Raw genomic sequence first — 15,950 nt, 5'->3', positions numbered from 1 at the left:
CGAAAGAATAGAAATAAATTGATTCGGTTCCATTCTTTTAGAAAAAATTCGGCTCCAAAAACGTTACAAGAGGTCCAAAACAACAATATGAGTTTATTATTCCATTCTGCGACTCTCTTACTCGCAATTTCATCTTTCTATTGTTTTCCATTGGATCCGGACAGGGTAAAGTCCCCTAGCTATAAGGAAGGCAGATATCATAATATAGATCCAGATGAAGAATTGCAGGGGAAGTCACCTTTAGCTATCCTACGCTGGAAGGTCTGGGGGCCTAAAGATCCTCCTGCAGTAGAAGGACTTACTGAAGAACTTCCTACGGTGTTAGAAAGAAACTCTAAAGATCTAATCGCTCCGGAAGGAAAAGTCAGAGTGGTTTGGTTCGGGCATGCTACAGTTTGGATATCTTCTACAGTAAAGGGAAAAACAGTAAACGTTCTAACAGATCCTATTTTTGATGCACCTATTTTAGTGACGAGACTTGTTAAACTTCCTATCCCAAAAGAGGATCTTCCTCCTGTGGATTTTGTAGTAGTGAGCCATGCTCATAGAGATCATTTGGATAGAGATACATTACGTTATTTGAGAAGTAAAAATCCGAACTTACAGATACTTCTTCCTTCCGGAATGAAATCGTTTTCGGAAGAAGAAAATTTAGGAGCCACAGTTTCCCAAGAGTTGGGTCAGGTTACTACAAAAGAATCTGTAAAGATCACATTTCTTCCTGCACATCATTGGAGTAGAATGGGGATCTCAGATACAAATCAATACTTCTGGGGAAGTTATTCTTTAGAGGCTCAGGGAAAGATCATCTATTTTGCGGGAGATACTGGATATTCTTCTCATTTTAAAAATATCTCTGAACGTTTGGGAAAGCCGGTCGATCTTGCACTTCTTCCCATCGGAGCTTATAAACCTAGATGGTTTATGAAATACGCTCATATTGGACCGCAGGAAGCTTTGATGGCGACCAAAGACTTAAATGCAAAGTCATTCGCTCCTATCCATTGGGGAACATTTCCTTTAGGAGATGATCTACCGAAAGAGCCTATGTTGGACCTCAAACAAAGACTCTCCTTTCCAACTTCTCCTGATACAAAAGGGATCAATCCTAGTTCCGATGGAATTTCCTGGGGAACTAAAGACGGGGTAAAAATTGTACCATGGACTATCGGAAGCGGAATAGACCTGGAATGATTTGGAAATTTCTATCCTAAGAAAAAACATAGCCTCCCGGAACTATTCCTGAATTCTGGCATAGAACTGTGTCCCGGAGGCTTTCCATCCAAAATGAGATCCGAAACTAAATCCTCATCTTTCATACATTATATTATCTTAATATTACTGACCTTCTCCACTTCCCTATATGCTGTAGGAGGAGAAGAAAAAATCTATCCTCTTAGCCCGGCCCAGGCAAAAACGTCCGCCCAACCGGAACAAACAAAAAAAGAAGAAAGAAGAGTAGACCAAAGAAAAGGCCGTTGGTCGTTCCAATGGGGATATAATAGAGACTCTTATACTCAAAGTGATATCAACTTCAAGGGACCTGGATATTCTTTTACCTTAAAAGATGTGGTTGCCAGAGATAAACCGGAAAGATTTTCCACAGATGTGTATCTGAATCCTTCTCTTTGGGAAATTCCTCAGTATAATTTTAAACTTACTTATTATTTCACAGACAATTTGTTCATCGCTTTCGGGCAAGATCATATGAAATATGTAATGTCGAGAGGACAGGCTGCAAGTATCAGCGGATATATAGATCCTAATGCAATAGAATGGGCAAGACTTCATACTTCTTTCGAGTCTGCTCCTTATGCATTATTATTTCCGAATAATATAAATCAATTCGCAGGATACCATGGAGGAGAAACAGTCAATATCTCTCCAGACTTCCTGAAATTCGAACATACAGACGGTCTGAATTATCTATTCGTAGATGTTGGTTATGTGGCGCCACTCTGGGTTTCTCCAAATGGAGAGAATGCATTTAGTTTAGTAGGTTCGGTCGGAGCTGGACCTGTAGTCTGTAGAAGTGATGTAAGGCTTTTTGGAGAAGGTCATAATAATAGATTCCACCTTTCTGGTTACGGAGTCTCTGGATATTCAGCACTAAGGATCGATTTATTTAAATCCTTCTTCTTTGAATTCGGAGCAAAAGGTGGATACATAGACCTAACAAGCATCTACACCAATGGAAAATCTAAAGATCGCGCCACACAGAATTTCGGATTTGTGGAAATGATTGCCTCCGCAGGCATCACTTTTTAAACTTCCAGACATGATCTCAGGATTACAAGGTTCCATTCGAAAACTGGAAGTAGGCTCAGTGAACTTAGATGTTCATGGAGTAACTTATGAAATCGTAATTTCATTCAAGACCTATTGGGAACTGAAAGAATTCCAAACTTCTGCAAAAGAAGTAAGGCTTCATATCCATCATTCCATCACTGAAAGAGGCCAAAAACTTTTTGGCTTTCTACAAGAAAGAGATAAAGAATTTTTTAAAGTGATGAAAGGCCTGCACGGAATAGGAGAAATGACTGCACTTAAAGTACTCTCCTTCTTCAGTCCTTGGGAATTACATAAGATTGCTTCTTCCGGAGAAGCAAAGGACCTGGAAAAAATCCCTAAGGTAAGAGCCAAAACCTCAGAAAAAATCTTTTTCGAAGTAAAACAAAATCTCAAAAAACTGGAATTGTTTTTAGAAGCAGGCCCGGAAGATCCTTCTATCCCTGAAACTTCCAAAGAAAGACTTCCTTCTCCGGAAGATCGTTTTAAAGAAACAGCAGTCCAAGCGCTTGTTCAATTAGGCTTCGAAGACAAATCCGCTCTCAAGGAAGTAGAGAAGATCCTAAAAAAACAAAGTTTTACGGACACAGGGGAACTGATCCGAGAGATATTAAAGAATCTTTAAGGCAGCATAACGCTTTTCAAATTCTGAGTTTGGTATCATCGGCTCCCCTGCCCTATGCAATTCAGGGAGAAGACCGTGAACAAAATACATTCCGATATTACCCTTGTGCTTTGCTGCAATCTCACCGCGATACTCACAATCAAAAAAATCTTTAATCAGTGCATAAGTTGCACTTGAAACATTAATTTTACCTGTAGCGCCTGAAGATTCACATCTACTCGCAGTATTTACTGTATCACTCCAAACATCATAGGCAAACTTCTTCTCACCTATAACTCCGGCAACCAAGTCACCTGAGTGAATTCCCAATCGAAGCTGCCAGTAGGGAAGATTTTGAGAGGCTTTAATTTCCTTCATCTGATTCATGAATGCTTGGATCTCGAGAGCTGCTAACACACAATCTACTGCATGAGTAGAACTGCTATTCGGAATACCACCGACAAACATATAACTGTCGCCGATAGTTTTGAGTTTTTCTAGTTTGTATCGATCCATCAGATTATCAAAATAAGAAAAGCATCTATCTAATTCCGCTACAAGTTCGCCTGGTTCCAATGATTCGGAAATTTTTGTAAAACCTTCAAAGTCGGTGAAACAAACAGTAGCAGAAGGAAAATGCCTAGGTTTGCTGATTCCTTTCTCCTTCAGTTCATCAGCTACTTCTCTGGGCAAAATATTCAGCAGAAGTTTTTCAGACTGAGCATGTTCCTTCGACAATTTGTCTTCGGCAGTGTTGACCGCTTTTACGAACTGATAAATGATCAAAATCATTGCTAACGCCACAAGAACAAGAGGAGGCATCAGATAATCCGCTGGCACAACCCATCTAGGAGGGCCAAATATCGCAGAACCACCGAACACTCTATAATAATACTGAGCAGCCAGGAAAAGCCCGACTGGAATGATCACAAGGCTCCAAATGGTTTTCGTCCGAGTTCGCAAAATCATTAGGAATGGCAATATGGAACTGATCAAAAATCCTAGAGGCGCAGGATCATCCGCTTGCGCCATTGTGAGAACCGTAAATTCGAAATTCAGCGCTACAAGTGTCGTTACCGCAGCAGCAGTCTGGATCCTTTTGTGTAGTAGATATCGCCCAGTTCCGAGAATTATCAGGAAGATAGTAAGCACAGAATAGGAATATAGATGCGTTTCGGGAGGCTCAGTAAAATAAATTGGTACCGCGAGAAGAACCGGGATAACAAATATTATGAACTGAGTAGATCCAGTGGTGCGAATGGCTCGTGCTTCTTGGTCACTGAGACCTTGTGTGAGTTTGGTTAATTGGACCCAATCTATAAACCTGCGGAAACGTAAAATCATCCGGCAAGAGAATCACAAAAATCTTTCGACGCAAGCTTTCTTTTTCTCCGCGCCTCTCCTCTTATCTCGCCAAAAACCAATACACAGCCAGGCCTAAATAATTCCCAACTGCATAACCAACCAGCCCAGTCAAAATCCCCAAAATTAATACACCTCTATTACCAATTGCTGCCGCAACGGAAGGAACAAACGCAGGGCCATAAATGCTAGAAACGGAAGTGATGATCCAAGTATCCACCGGGATCCTAAATAAAATCCCGAAAAGTAAATGAAGAAGGATGGCAATCGACATTGTAGCAAGAACTATCAAAAGAACACCGGATGCACCCTTTACCAAACTTCCAAAATCTGCCAAAAATCCAATGGCAACGGAGAATATTAGAATAAAATAATATCCCATAGGATAAGTATTCAGACTTCTCACTTTTTTAGAAAACGAGATCCCGATTCCCCAGGTGGTGATCCCTAAAAGGATCAGAGGAGCAGAAGCAGTTCCTAAAATTACATTAGAGATCCCAAGAGAAGCTACAAGTCCCAAAACAGAGAGAATAATTCCTATCAACAAACGTAAAACAGGATTTTTAGGAGAAACCTGAATTTCCAAAGAAACCTCTCCTTCTACTCCGCTTGCCAACTCCGGCTTTAAGAAAATTGAATATACTTTTTTGGAAAAACTAAGAAGGAATAAAAGATATGTTCCTCCTATCAAAAGATCCACTGTATTTACGAGTGCAATCGTAGCCTTGCCTGTATCCAGAGCCAAACCGATCGCGTTTGAATTTGGAGTTCCTCCTGTATACAAACCGGCAAGCATACCACCTATTTTAGAAGATTCCGGATGTAAGTAGCTTAAGAAAAATCCTACGGAAACAGAAGAGATTGCGACCGCAATACAGGATAAGAAGAAGGAGAATAATGCAAGTCTCGCCTCTTTGATACCTCTCAAAAAATCAGAAGAAGCAAGTAAGAGCGGGATTGCTATCGGGATAGAAATTTCGGAAATTGTTTCTGCGATCTTTTTAGGTAAAAACTCACTTGGGATCAAATTACCCAATATAATTCCGGACGCGTAGCATAGAACGACCGGACCTAAAAATCCCAACCACTTATGTTTTCCAGAAAGACTTCCCGCAAGCCATGGGAATCCGAGAATAAATCCTAAAAATAAAACAGAGATTATCCAATGGAATACTTCAGACATCTTCTCTCCCGATCTTTTCTGAATGTACTAAAAGATCTCCAGGACCATCCCAAATCCAAACCTCATAAATAACAGATTTAATTCTGCTATATTGAATTTTGCTAAAAATTCAGGCTAATAAACTGAGCCATAGAATCATATATTGATCATCTCTAAAAGTCGAAAATTTCCTGCTAAATCGGCGATTTCTGACAGTTTATCTGGTTCAAAACATGGATAAGGAGTTCCTACCTGTAAAATTTTCCGATTTTTGGCCGACCCTGGTGAAAAAAACTTGTAAGAAATACTTCATATTCAAAGTAATATACTTTAAGAATAAACTATTAATTTGTGAATTAATAGAAGGAAGTATTCAAAATGTTAGAAACATTATTAGCAACCAGTAGCGACATCGTTCCTTTGGTCTTAAGATTAACCCTCGGGATCGTAATCTTCCCACATGGCGCTCAAAAATTATTGGGCTGGTTCGGCGGTTACGGATTCAAAGGAACCTATGGTTATTTTACGCAAACTGCAGGACTTCCAGGGATCATTGCATTCTTAGTTATCATCGGTGAATCATTCGGTTCCGTAGCATTAATCCTCGGATTACTCACTCGAGTTTCCGCAATTGGTATTGGAATCATCATGCTTGGAGCGGCCTTACTCGTTCATAGAGAACATGGATTTTTCATAAACTGGTTCGGAGCTCAAAAAGGAGAAGGTTACGAATTCCAAATTTTGGCTATCGGACTTGCGATCGCACTCGCAATCGTAGGTGGAGGAGCTTACTCTTTGGATCTTGCGATCCTTTCTTCTCTAAACTAAACATTATAAATATAGAATATTCAAGTTACAAAAGGCTCCTTTCGGAGCCTTTTCTTTTTAAACTAAAACCTTCTTTTCTTAGCGACTTCGCGTGGAACTCTTATTTAATTTGACTCACGCAAAGGCACAAAGACCACTAAGGATTTTTAGATTTAATACTTATAAGCCTTATCTTCCAGTTGTGCCTTACGAGTTGTAGTCGAAGAAGGATCAATATCCGCCTGAGCCACAGTCACATAAGGGCTTCCAGTTCCGCCAGAAGAATGTGAATTATAATTAATGTTCCCACCTGGGGCATAACTCAAATCTACCGTGTCCGTTCTAAAGGGAGAAGTTAAAGATAGTTTATTAAAACTAGTCCCTTCTGTAGAATCAGGATATTCCGCAACAAGAGAAGTCCATTCCACTAAAGAACCATCATAGAATACAGTAGGATATCCTAATATATTCTGAGAAACAAATCCGTTCACCTGTGCTTCAAAATTCGTTCTACATTGAGAAACGATTGTAGCTCCAGTTGTATAACCTGCTCCCCCAGTTCCAGTATTCGCAAAAATACCAGCAAGAGTCGCCTTATCCTTAAATCTATAACCGGTCGCAGAAGTATCTAATAGAGATGCCCAAGGAAAAGTTTTTGCTCCCTTGATCCTAGTTTCGAACAGAACATATTTTTTAGGAGTTCCACTCACACCTGCAGCAGGTGCACCTGAATCATTCCATGCAGTTGTGATATGATTCGCTCCAGAGTTCGTAATTCCAACTGTCTGATCAAACTGGTTTGTAGGTCTTGCATCCACAATGATCTGAGTTCCGGTAAGTCCACTGATAGATGCGCTTCCATTATTCTTAGCAATCTTAATGATATCTTCCAGGGTAAGAGTGATAATCGTATTATCTACACGAAGTTGTTTTACACTGAAACTTCCATTTTCATTCGGAGCCACATCCTTACTCGCAGAGAGATAAGTCGCATTCGTAAAATTGGTCCTGATATCTCCGTTCAAGATCGCAAGATGTTTGATATCCGCTCCCCAATACCTAAGCCAATAAATTCCCCTGGTGATATCCTGGGTTTGGCTTCCATTCGTATAAGCGGTACCATTATTGTTCGCAGATCCTACTGCAAAAACTACCAGGTCTTTATTCAAATTGATCCCGAATACTTTCAACCATTGGTCCACAGTTTGGCCGTCTGCTTGGTAACGAACTGAGTTACGAATAAGTCCAGTATCTCTTTGCTGGTTAAAACGAAATCCGGCTTGGAAATCGTCCAGATGATATACATAAACTCCGTTAGCGTTGTCAGACTTGATGTAGGATCTCCCACTTGTATCTCCCGAAAAATTATTCGCGAGGCTACTCTGCAAGATCACAAGTTTTCCACTGATATGAGATGGCTTTTGGTTTTGCCAATCGCTTACCCAAGATTCCAAACGAGAAGAAGTTACAAGCCCCCATTCGTTATCATCATAAGAAGCCGCAGATTCATTTGTTAAATCCGCCGCAGAACTGACCGGAATTGCATTTCCAAAACCGGCCAATACCGCTAGAGCGGAATTAGAATCTCCACCTCCTGAATCGCAGGAGACAAACGTCCCCAAAAATAGGCATACCAGCCCAATATAGATCACCTTCATTTATATTTCTCCTAACGTGGCAAGCCACGGGTTAACCCTTTCTGCTTAGAACCGTTCCAAAAATCAGCAGAAACATACAATATAGCAGAAAATAAGACGTGATAACGAAAAATATATTAGACCGATTTCCAAAGTATTGTCACAGAAGTGTCTCGGGTTGAAATAGAAGGGGGACGTGTCCCCCTCGCTTCAGACGCATTCGCGTCTTCCACTACCCCCTCTCCGGGGAATCTTTTTGCTTACGAACCCCGGACCCGAATCATTTATAAAATTTTAATCTGAATAGCTTCTATCTCACGCGGAGACGCTAAGCCGCAGAGAACTTTGGACTTAGGTTTGATTCTTCATTTCAATGCTCCTGTGGGAACTCCTACCGAAAGGGGATGGACAGGATTCTTCCAGGTAAAATCCTTAGAAAAAGCATTCCAAACTGAACTCACATCCAAAAAAACAAGGTTGATTCATGAAAATTCACGAGTACCAGGCCAAGGAAATCCTGAGACGCCATAACGCCAAAGTTCCTTTCGGCGTAGTAATTGATAAAAAAGAAGACGGTGCAAAAGCCCACGAAGAAGTTTCTTCCAAAACAGGAGCATCTGTTGTAGTCGTAAAAGCCCAGATCCACGCTGGTGGTAGAGGAAAAGGCGGCGGAGTTAAAGTTACCAAAACTAAAGAAGACGCATTAGCTGCAGTAGACAAGATCCTAGGCATGCAACTTATCACTCCTCAAACTGGACCTGAAGGTAAAAAAGTTTTAAAAGTTTATCTTGAGCAAGGGATTAATATCGCGAAGGAATTTTATTTAAGTGTGTTATTAGATCGCGCGATCCGCAAAACAATCATCATGGCTTCCACTGAAGGTGGTATGGAGATTGAAGAAGTTGCGGAAACTCATCCTGAAAAAATCCTGAAGATCGCTGTAGATCCAGGAATCGGATTACAACCAAACCAAGCTTCTCAACTTGCTTTTGATCTTGGACTTCCTGCTGAATCTCATAAATCTTTCAAAGCTCTTCTTACTTCCGTTTATAATGCTTATATTAAAGAAGATGCATCTTTATTAGAGATCAACCCTTTGATCCTTACAAAAGAAAATGAGATCATTGCAGGTGACTGTAAGATCGACTTAGATGAAAACGCACTTTATCGCCATCCAGAAAACGCTGCCTTCAGAGACGTTTCCGAAGAAGATCCTTTAGAAGTCCAAGCCAGCGAATACAATATCAACTATGTTAAGTTAGATGGAAACATCGGCTGTATGGTTAACGGTGCTGGTCTTGCAATGGCAACCATGGACATCGTTAAACTTGCTGGCGCAGAACCTGCAAACTTCCTAGACGTGGGCGGTGGAGCTAACGTTACTACTGTTACTAACGGATTCAAACTGATCCTGGGAGATCCAAACGTTAAAGGGATCTTCATCAATATTTTCGGAGGGATCGTTCGTTGTGACCGAGTTGCTCTGGGGATCATCGAAGCTGCTAAAGCTGTGAACATCAATGTTCCATTAGTAGTTCGTTTGAAAGGAACCAACGCGGAAGAAGGTAAAAAAATCCTGAACGAATCCGGTCTAAACATCATCGGAGAAGAGGATCTTCGTACCGCGGCTAAAAAAGTGGCAGATGCCATTAAATAAATAACATAAGGTTAACTTAATATAACATGGCAGTATTAGTAGATAGCAATACAAGAGTTGTAGTTCAAGGGATTACCGGAAAAGAAGGTTCTTTCCACGCGACTCAAATGATAGAATACGGAACGAGCGTAGTAGGAGGAGTAACTCCAGGCAAGGGCGGGCAAACAGTAGAACTCGCTGGTAAAAACGTTCCTGTATTCAATAGCTTAAAAGATGCGATCGTTAAAGAAGGAGCAAATGCTTCTATCATTTTCGTTCCGCCTCCATTCGCAGCAGATGCGATCTTAGAAGGTATCTTCAATGAAATTCCTCTAGTGGTTTGTATCACTGAAGGAATTCCAACACACGATATGCTTAAAGTGTACAGCGCACTTCGCAATTCCAAAACCAAACTGGTTGGACCGAACTGCCCTGGTGTGATCTCTCCTAAATACAAAGTTAAAATGGGGATCATGCCTGGTTTTATTCACCAAGCAGGAAACGTAGGTATCGTTTCTCGTTCTGGAACCTTAACTTACGAATCAGTTGCGCAGTTGACCCAACATGGTTTGGGACAATCCACTGTAATTGGTATCGGTGGAGACCCGGTTCCAGGAATGAATCACACAGAAGCAGTTAGACTTCTGAATGAAGATCCTGAAACCAAAGGTATCGTAATGATCGGAGAGATCGGCGGAACTTCTGAAGAAGAAGCTGCTGCTTATATCAAAGCTCATGTTAAAAAACCTGTAGTAGGATTTATCGCAGGCCAAACTGCACCTCCTGGAAAAAGGATGGGGCACGCTGGCGCGATCATCAGCGGAGGAATGGGAACAGCTTCTTCTAAGATGAAAGCTATGCAGGATGCAGGTATTTCTGTTTGCCAATCTATCGCCGAAGTCGGCGAAAAAATGAAAAAAGCATTAGGTTAATCTAATACTTTAGATCGGAGGAAAGGTTATGAAATTAGAAAATGGGAATTTTTGGACCAAAACAATAAGCGGGAAGACAATCTCTGTCTTTTTGGTTTCGAGCCTCATCCTCCTTTCGGGATTTTCCGGAGTATTCTCCCAAGAGAATAAATCATCCGGAAAAATCCTGAAGTTAACTACTGAGGAGACAGTTAAAAGAGCTCTAGATAGTAACTTCAAACTACAAAACTTAAGATACGAATTAGCAAAAACTGATTCGAGTTACTTGAAAGCAGAGTCCCAATATTCTTGGAGATTAGTAGCTGACGGAAGTTTCAGACAAACAGTTCTTCCTTTGAACCAGAACAACGTCTTCACCGGAACAAAAACTTCCGATGATACGATCAAAGGGGGGATTGAAAAAACAATCCGTGCTACTGGGACCTACTTCAAGTTAGAAGCAGGAAATAGAAGATTCGACTCGAACGCTTTCGAAGATAAGAGTAACCCTCTTACTTCCAGTTTCTCAGGACTCGCACTTCCTCCTCTTTATACTGGATTTATCACTGCTACAGTTTCCCAAGACTTATTGAAAAACTCATTCGGTTATAAGGGAAGAAACCAGGAAAAGATCCTGGACAACCAAAAAGAAATGGCGAAAAGCCAAGTTTCCCTTCAGATCTCGGAAGCGATTGTAGGATCACTTGTGGATTTCTGGGACTATTCCGTTAAACTACAGTCCTTAAAAACTTTCCGCAGATTAAAAGAGAACGTAAGCAATATTAGAAATCTTACAGTTCGCAAACAAGGTTTAGGACTTTCAGAAGGATTCGAAGTCAACCAATGGAACGCATTACTCGCGCAAGCTGATAGCCAGTTAGAAACTGCAGTTGTTCAAAAAGACGAAGCAAAAAGAAAACTATCTCGTACTTTAAAATTAGATAATGACTCAGACCTTTCAGAAGAAACAGATCTTATGGAAGAAATTCCTGAGAAACCTGATTACACAAAAGATTTGGATATCGCTTACAAAAAGAGAGCAGATTATCTAAATGCAGTCAGAGAAAAAGAGATCGCTGAACTTATGCTTAAAAATGCAAAAAGTGATCAGTTACCTGCTCTTACACTTTCTGGTTCTGCTTCTTCTCAGGCTCAGACAATCACAAGCCCTGATAAAAATTTTACAGATGCAACAGATGGTGTCCAATCTGCGCGTTACAAAGACTTCAACGGAAAAGTAAGTTTCTCTTATCCATTATTTGATAAAGGAGTTGCTGCGGGAAGAAGAGATTCCGAGATCGGAGTCCGCCAAGCTACTCTAAAAGAAACCGAAGTTAAGAATGAAGTAAGAGACGATCTAAGAGGAAGGATCGATTCTTTAGAAGCTAGTTATAAGATTTATAAGAATTCAATAGTCACCGAAAAAGAAACACAAAACTATTATAACGGTGTTGTCCGAAGCTTCCAACAAGGACGAGCGGATGCAGTCGCAGTTAAAAATGCTTTGGATACTTTGGTGAGAGACCAGCTCAGCCTTACTCAAGCAAAAGTAAATTTCAATATAGATCTAATGAGATACTATATCGCGAAGAACATGCTTTTAGAAAGATTCGACCTGGATGCTGAAAAACTTATTCCGCATTTGGATTAATAGGTTTCGTAGTTCTCATTGAAACGCGGATTTTTTCTTTCTATAATCGGGATCGTATTATTAGGGCTGATCGTTTGGCTTACCATTCGCTTTTGGCCCAAACCATCTGACACTATTTACGAATATTATAAAAAGGAAAAATGGGAGAAGGTAATTTCTCTCGTAAAAAAGTCCAACTCCCCTACACCCGAAGATCTTTTTTATGGTTCCCAATCTCTTCTTAAATTGAATGCGGAACTGATCACTAAGGATGCAGAAGATAGAGCTAAAATTTCCGCAAGACTCCAAAAAGAAAACGGGATCGGTTCAGGAAAATCTTTAGAATCCCAAGGTGAATTTCCAGTATTCGAAGATCCTTTTATCCTACAACTCCGGCCAGGTGGATACTGGAGACAAAAAGCAATTCTTTCCAGAGCAGAGATCGCAGGAGAATGGGAAGATGATATTCTATTCTTACGAGATCTAAAAGAACTCATCAAAAGTAACCCTGTCACATTAGGAATTTCTTCTTATTCTTCCGTGCTTAAAAAAGTTTTAAGAAGAGAGACAAAACTTTCAGATGGAGATCAGAATAAACTTTCCGAACTATTAGGTTTTCTTTCAGTAAGAGAAGATTCTACATTACTCGGCTCCAGATTTAAGAACACAGGTGAAAATACGAACCTCAGAACTGGTCCTGGAACTGAAAACCCAGGAAAGGCTCGTTTAAAAAAAGGACTCCTACTTTACGCATTAGATAAAGATCCTCGTTCCGAAACAGTCCAAGGAAGAAAAGGAAATTGGATCCAAGTATATATTCCTGAATTACAGATCTCAGGTTGGATCTTCTCTCACTTCTTAGAAGAAGATCCGTATCCTTCTGCAAAAGCCGAAGAAATTTTTGCAGAATTTTCCCAATCCGAAAAAAGCCAGGCCTGGGACTTTGCATTTTGGACAGAGGATAAGATCCCTCCTGGTTTTCACGGCGAATATATTCCAACAGATAAGTTAGCCTTGGATGGAGATTACGGGATCGTATTACATAGATCTAAAACTGGAAAATACAAAGAGATTTGTAGGATAGTAGAAGAACCATTTAGATCCTTAGAATTTTTAACAGCAAGTTTAAGCGGAGAAGAAGCAGTTCCGATTTTTAAACTATACTCAGGAAGACCTGGTGAGTGGAAGTCTGCTTACCAAATCGACCTTGACAGAGAGAGTATTTCTATCAATAGGAACAAGTATATACTTGGATCAGGCGGAAAGAAACGATTCCAACTTGGAATTTTTTCTGCAAACGGAGCGATCTCAGCGTCTCTATTAGTAGGAGAAAAAACCGTATTACAAGGTATCTCTCCTGAAGAAGAACTAACCTCAATAGAGGGAGCTCTATTCAAACTCTGCCTGCAACAAGCGGATAAAAAGTCCGATTCGAATGCGGCAGCGTTCCAATTTAAGTTTTTATTTTGATCATACGATCGAGCGAGGAAAATCAGTGCCTACTTACGATTATAGATGCAAGGCCTGCGGGCAGACTTTTGAACATTTTCAATCCATGAAGGACGATCCTATCACAACTTGTCTTCTTTGTGGTAAAACTGGAGAAGTAGATAGATTGATCTCCAACGTAGGAGGGATCATTTTCAAAGGATCCGGATTCTATGTAACAGACAATAAATCCTCTTCCAAAAGTTCTGAATCTTCCACCGGTTCTTCCGGTTCCTCTTCCAACTAAGTTTGGGACGTTTAGGAATATTAGCGGGAGGAGGAAATCTTCCTCAAATAGGAATGAAAGAAGCTCTTGCTGCTGGGGAAGATCCATTCTTTCTCTCCATAGCCGAGTCTGATTTTACTCCGGGAAATTATCCAGACAGAGTGATCCCAATTCGGATCGTAAAGATCGGCGGATTATTAAAAGCCTGTAAAACAAATCAGATAGATAGGCTTCTTCTATTAGGAAAAGTTAAAAAAGAGATTATCTTTAAAAGCCTGAACTTTGACTTAAAAGCTCTCGCATTACTCGCAAGAATGGTGAATCGTCATGACTATTCTATCTTCAAAACAGTAGCAGAAGATTTCGAAAAACAAGGAATTCATATCATCTCCCAAAAAACCTATCTGAAATCTTTGTTACTTCCAGAAGGACGTTATACTAAAAGATCCTTGGACAAAAAACAGATAGAGGACGTGATCTTCGGAATGGAATATGCGGAAAAGATCGCTCATCTAGATATAGGCCAAGCAGTAGTAGTCGTAGATAAATCAGTATTAGCGGTAGAAGCAGTAGAGGGAACGGATCAAGCCATTCGAAGAGGCGGAGGTTTTGCTAAAAAAAGAAAGGCAGTCGTTTGTAAAAGTTCCAAACCAAGCCAAGACCCAAGATTCGATCTACCTACAGTCGGAATAGAAACCTTAAAAGTAATGAGCGAGAATAACTGCGACACACTCGCCTTTCGAGAAGGAGAGACCATAATTGTAAATCCTTCCGAATTTATTAACCTTGCAGAAAAATTGAAAATCCATATCTTGAGCATCGGCCGTGGCAACGTCTCGAAAATTAACTCTACCCAAAAAAAGCTCCCTAAAGCCTAAGAAGGCAGGGGACAAAATTAGGACGGAAAATGTTTCCGTACCTTCTTCTCCCGTATTTATGATATTAGCCGGAGAACATTCCGGCGATCTACTAGGCGCAGAAGTATTAAAAGAACTTAAAAAACATGATCCGGATCTTACATTTTTCGGGATTGGCGGTCCCAGAATGTTGGAAGAAGGTTTTGATTCCATCGAAGACATGGAAGAACTTTCTGTAATCGGTTTCACTGCAGTCCTATTCAAATACAAATTCCTAAAAGCTCTCATGGATCGATTGGTAGAAGAAGCCGTGGCGCGTTCTTGCACACATGCTATCCTAGTCGATTATCCCGGTTTTAATCTTAGGCTCGCAGCCAGACTCAAAGAATTAGGGATCAAAGTAATCTTTTATGTTTCTCCACAACTTTGGGCATGGAATTTCGGCAGGATCTATAAGATCAAAGAAACTATAGATCTAATGTTGGTATTATTTCCATTCGAGAAAAAAATCTATGACGATTACGGAGTTCGATCCGTATTTGTAGGACATCCAATCGCTCAAAGGATTAAAGAGAAGATCCGAAAAGAAGCTCCTATTCCTGTGGATGAAAAGCAACTAGCTCATTTACAAACAATTACTCTAATGCCAGGATCTCGCTCCGGAGAGATCCATAGAATGTTGGATACTTTACTCCAATCTGCAGCACTTATTCACAGGGAAGCGGAAACAGAAAGAAAACATGTACGTTTTCTAATTCCGAACATCAACTTAAAAGAAGAAGAGTACATCCAAACTAAAATTAAAGAAACAGAAGAATCTCATCCTGGAATCAAGATCGAGTATTTATTCGACCGTTCTTTGAGATGTATTGAAGCCGCAGATATCGTTTTAGTAACTTCCGGAACTGCTACTTTAGAAGTTGTATATTTTGAAAAACCAATGGTGATCTTGTATAAGGTCAGCTTACTTAGTTATTTTATCTCTGCACTTCTGATCCGCACACCTTTTATAGGACTCGTCAATATCCTAAGTGGTAGAGAAACGGTGAAGGAACTCATCCAAGCAGAATGTACTCCGGAAGAAACCGTGAGAGAAACAATGGCCATCCTGAAAAACAAAAAGTACAGGAACCAGATGATAGAAGAGATCAAATCTGTAAAAGAATCATTAGGCGAAGAGCATAGTTCTAAGAATGCGAGTAGAGCAATTCTACAATTTTTGAAAGAAAAGCCAGTCGGAGTGTAGGAACTCCAACACGTTTTCTGATACAAAAATTGTTTGTAAGGATCCGAGTTTTGTGATATGAGACTCGCTGTACCACCGCACCGGCCCCCACCCAA

14 protein-coding genes are annotated in these 15,950 nt (G+C 40.4%); 11 read left to right on the top strand and 3 right to left on the bottom strand.

Annotation, left to right across the window (positions count from 1 at the left end; genetic code table 11):
- The first annotated feature begins 87 nt into the window (after positions 1–87).
- The 3 genes from EHQ52_RS13225 to ruvA all read left to right on the top strand — a co-directional run bounded on the left by EHQ52_RS13225 (position 88) and on the right by ruvA (position 2,914).
- Complete coding sequence (locus EHQ52_RS13225; protein ID WP_135615596.1) at positions 88–1,194, top strand: MBL fold metallo-hydrolase; 1,107 nt, start codon at positions 88–90, stop codon at positions 1,192–1,194.
- Positions 1,195–1,287: 93 nt separating this feature from the next.
- A complete protein-coding gene (locus EHQ52_RS13220) occupies positions 1,288–2,268 on the top strand; it encodes a hypothetical protein (RefSeq protein ID WP_135615595.1) in 981 nt (326 codons plus the stop codon).
- A 10-nt stretch (positions 2,269–2,278) separates the two neighbouring features.
- Positions 2,279–2,914: a Holliday junction branch migration protein RuvA gene (gene ruvA / locus EHQ52_RS13215; RefSeq protein ID WP_167492214.1), complete on the top strand. Its 636-nt coding sequence runs from the start codon at positions 2,279–2,281 to the stop codon at positions 2,912–2,914.
- On the opposite strand, the gene EHQ52_RS13210 is transcribed toward ruvA, so the two are convergent.
- Both EHQ52_RS13210 and EHQ52_RS13205 read right to left on the bottom strand, forming a co-directional pair.
- A complete protein-coding gene (locus EHQ52_RS13210) occupies positions 2,900–4,237 on the bottom strand; it encodes an adenylate/guanylate cyclase domain-containing protein (protein WP_135615593.1) in 1,338 nt (445 codons plus the stop codon). The two genes, ruvA and EHQ52_RS13210, sit on opposite strands and share 15 nt — an antisense overlap.
- A 61-nt stretch (positions 4,238–4,298) precedes the next feature.
- The gene (locus EHQ52_RS13205) at positions 4,299–5,438 is read right to left on the bottom strand and encodes a DUF819 family protein (protein ID WP_135615592.1); all 1,140 of its coding nucleotides are present in this window, start codon (positions 5,436–5,438) and stop codon (positions 4,299–4,301) included.
- Positions 5,439–5,795: 357 nt separating this feature from the next.
- Here EHQ52_RS13205 and EHQ52_RS13200 point away from each other — a divergent pair, with 357 nt between their 5' ends.
- Complete coding sequence (locus tag EHQ52_RS13200) at positions 5,796–6,245, top strand: DoxX family protein (RefSeq protein WP_135615591.1); 450 nt, start codon at positions 5,796–5,798, stop codon at positions 6,243–6,245.
- 152 nt (positions 6,246–6,397) lie between these two features.
- Here the strand turns inward: EHQ52_RS13200 and EHQ52_RS13195 are convergent, their stop codons facing one another.
- Positions 6,398–7,882: a sulfurtransferase gene (locus EHQ52_RS13195; protein ID WP_135615590.1), complete on the bottom strand. Its 1,485-nt coding sequence runs from the start codon at positions 7,880–7,882 to the stop codon at positions 6,398–6,400.
- A gap of 463 nt (positions 7,883–8,345) precedes the next feature.
- Between EHQ52_RS13195 and sucC the strand changes: the two genes are divergently transcribed.
- From sucC to lpxB, 7 genes are read left to right on the top strand one after another with little or no spacing between them, the layout of a single operon-like run.
- Positions 8,346–9,518, top strand: coding sequence for an ADP-forming succinate--CoA ligase subunit beta (sucC, locus tag EHQ52_RS13185; RefSeq protein ID WP_100709321.1), 1,173 nt, complete (start codon positions 8,346–8,348; stop codon positions 9,516–9,518).
- A gap of 26 nt (positions 9,519–9,544) precedes the next feature.
- A complete protein-coding gene (sucD, locus tag EHQ52_RS13180; protein WP_135615588.1) occupies positions 9,545–10,429 on the top strand; it encodes a succinate--CoA ligase subunit alpha in 885 nt (294 codons plus the stop codon).
- 28 nt (positions 10,430–10,457) lie between these two features.
- A complete protein-coding gene (locus tag EHQ52_RS13175; RefSeq protein WP_135615587.1) occupies positions 10,458–12,059 on the top strand; it encodes a TolC family protein in 1,602 nt (533 codons plus the stop codon).
- Between the two features lie 18 nt (positions 12,060–12,077).
- A complete protein-coding gene (locus tag EHQ52_RS13170; protein ID WP_135615586.1) occupies positions 12,078–13,508 on the top strand; it encodes an SH3 domain-containing protein in 1,431 nt (476 codons plus the stop codon).
- Between the two features lie 25 nt (positions 13,509–13,533).
- Positions 13,534–13,773 (top strand): FmdB family zinc ribbon protein, encoded by a 240-nt coding sequence (locus tag EHQ52_RS13165; protein WP_100707925.1) that lies wholly within the window; start codon positions 13,534–13,536, stop codon positions 13,771–13,773.
- Between the two features lie 2 nt (positions 13,774–13,775).
- Positions 13,776–14,630 carry an LpxI family protein gene (locus EHQ52_RS13160; RefSeq protein ID WP_135615585.1) on the top strand — a complete coding sequence of 285 codons (855 nt, stop codon included), beginning with the start codon at positions 13,776–13,778 and terminating at the stop codon, positions 14,628–14,630.
- A 58-nt stretch (positions 14,631–14,688) separates the two neighbouring features.
- Positions 14,689–15,855 carry a lipid-A-disaccharide synthase gene (gene lpxB / locus EHQ52_RS13155; RefSeq protein WP_425269389.1) on the top strand — a complete coding sequence of 389 codons (1,167 nt, stop codon included), beginning with the start codon at positions 14,689–14,691 and terminating at the stop codon, positions 15,853–15,855.
- Positions 15,856–15,950: the final 95 nt, after the last annotated feature.

The organism is Leptospira koniambonensis (assembly GCF_004769555.1).
GTDB lineage: Bacteria > Spirochaetota > Leptospiria > Leptospirales > Leptospiraceae > Leptospira_B > Leptospira_B koniambonensis.
Note: the sequence above shows the minus strand (reverse complement) of the source record. Positions and strands in the feature narration are given on the sequence as shown.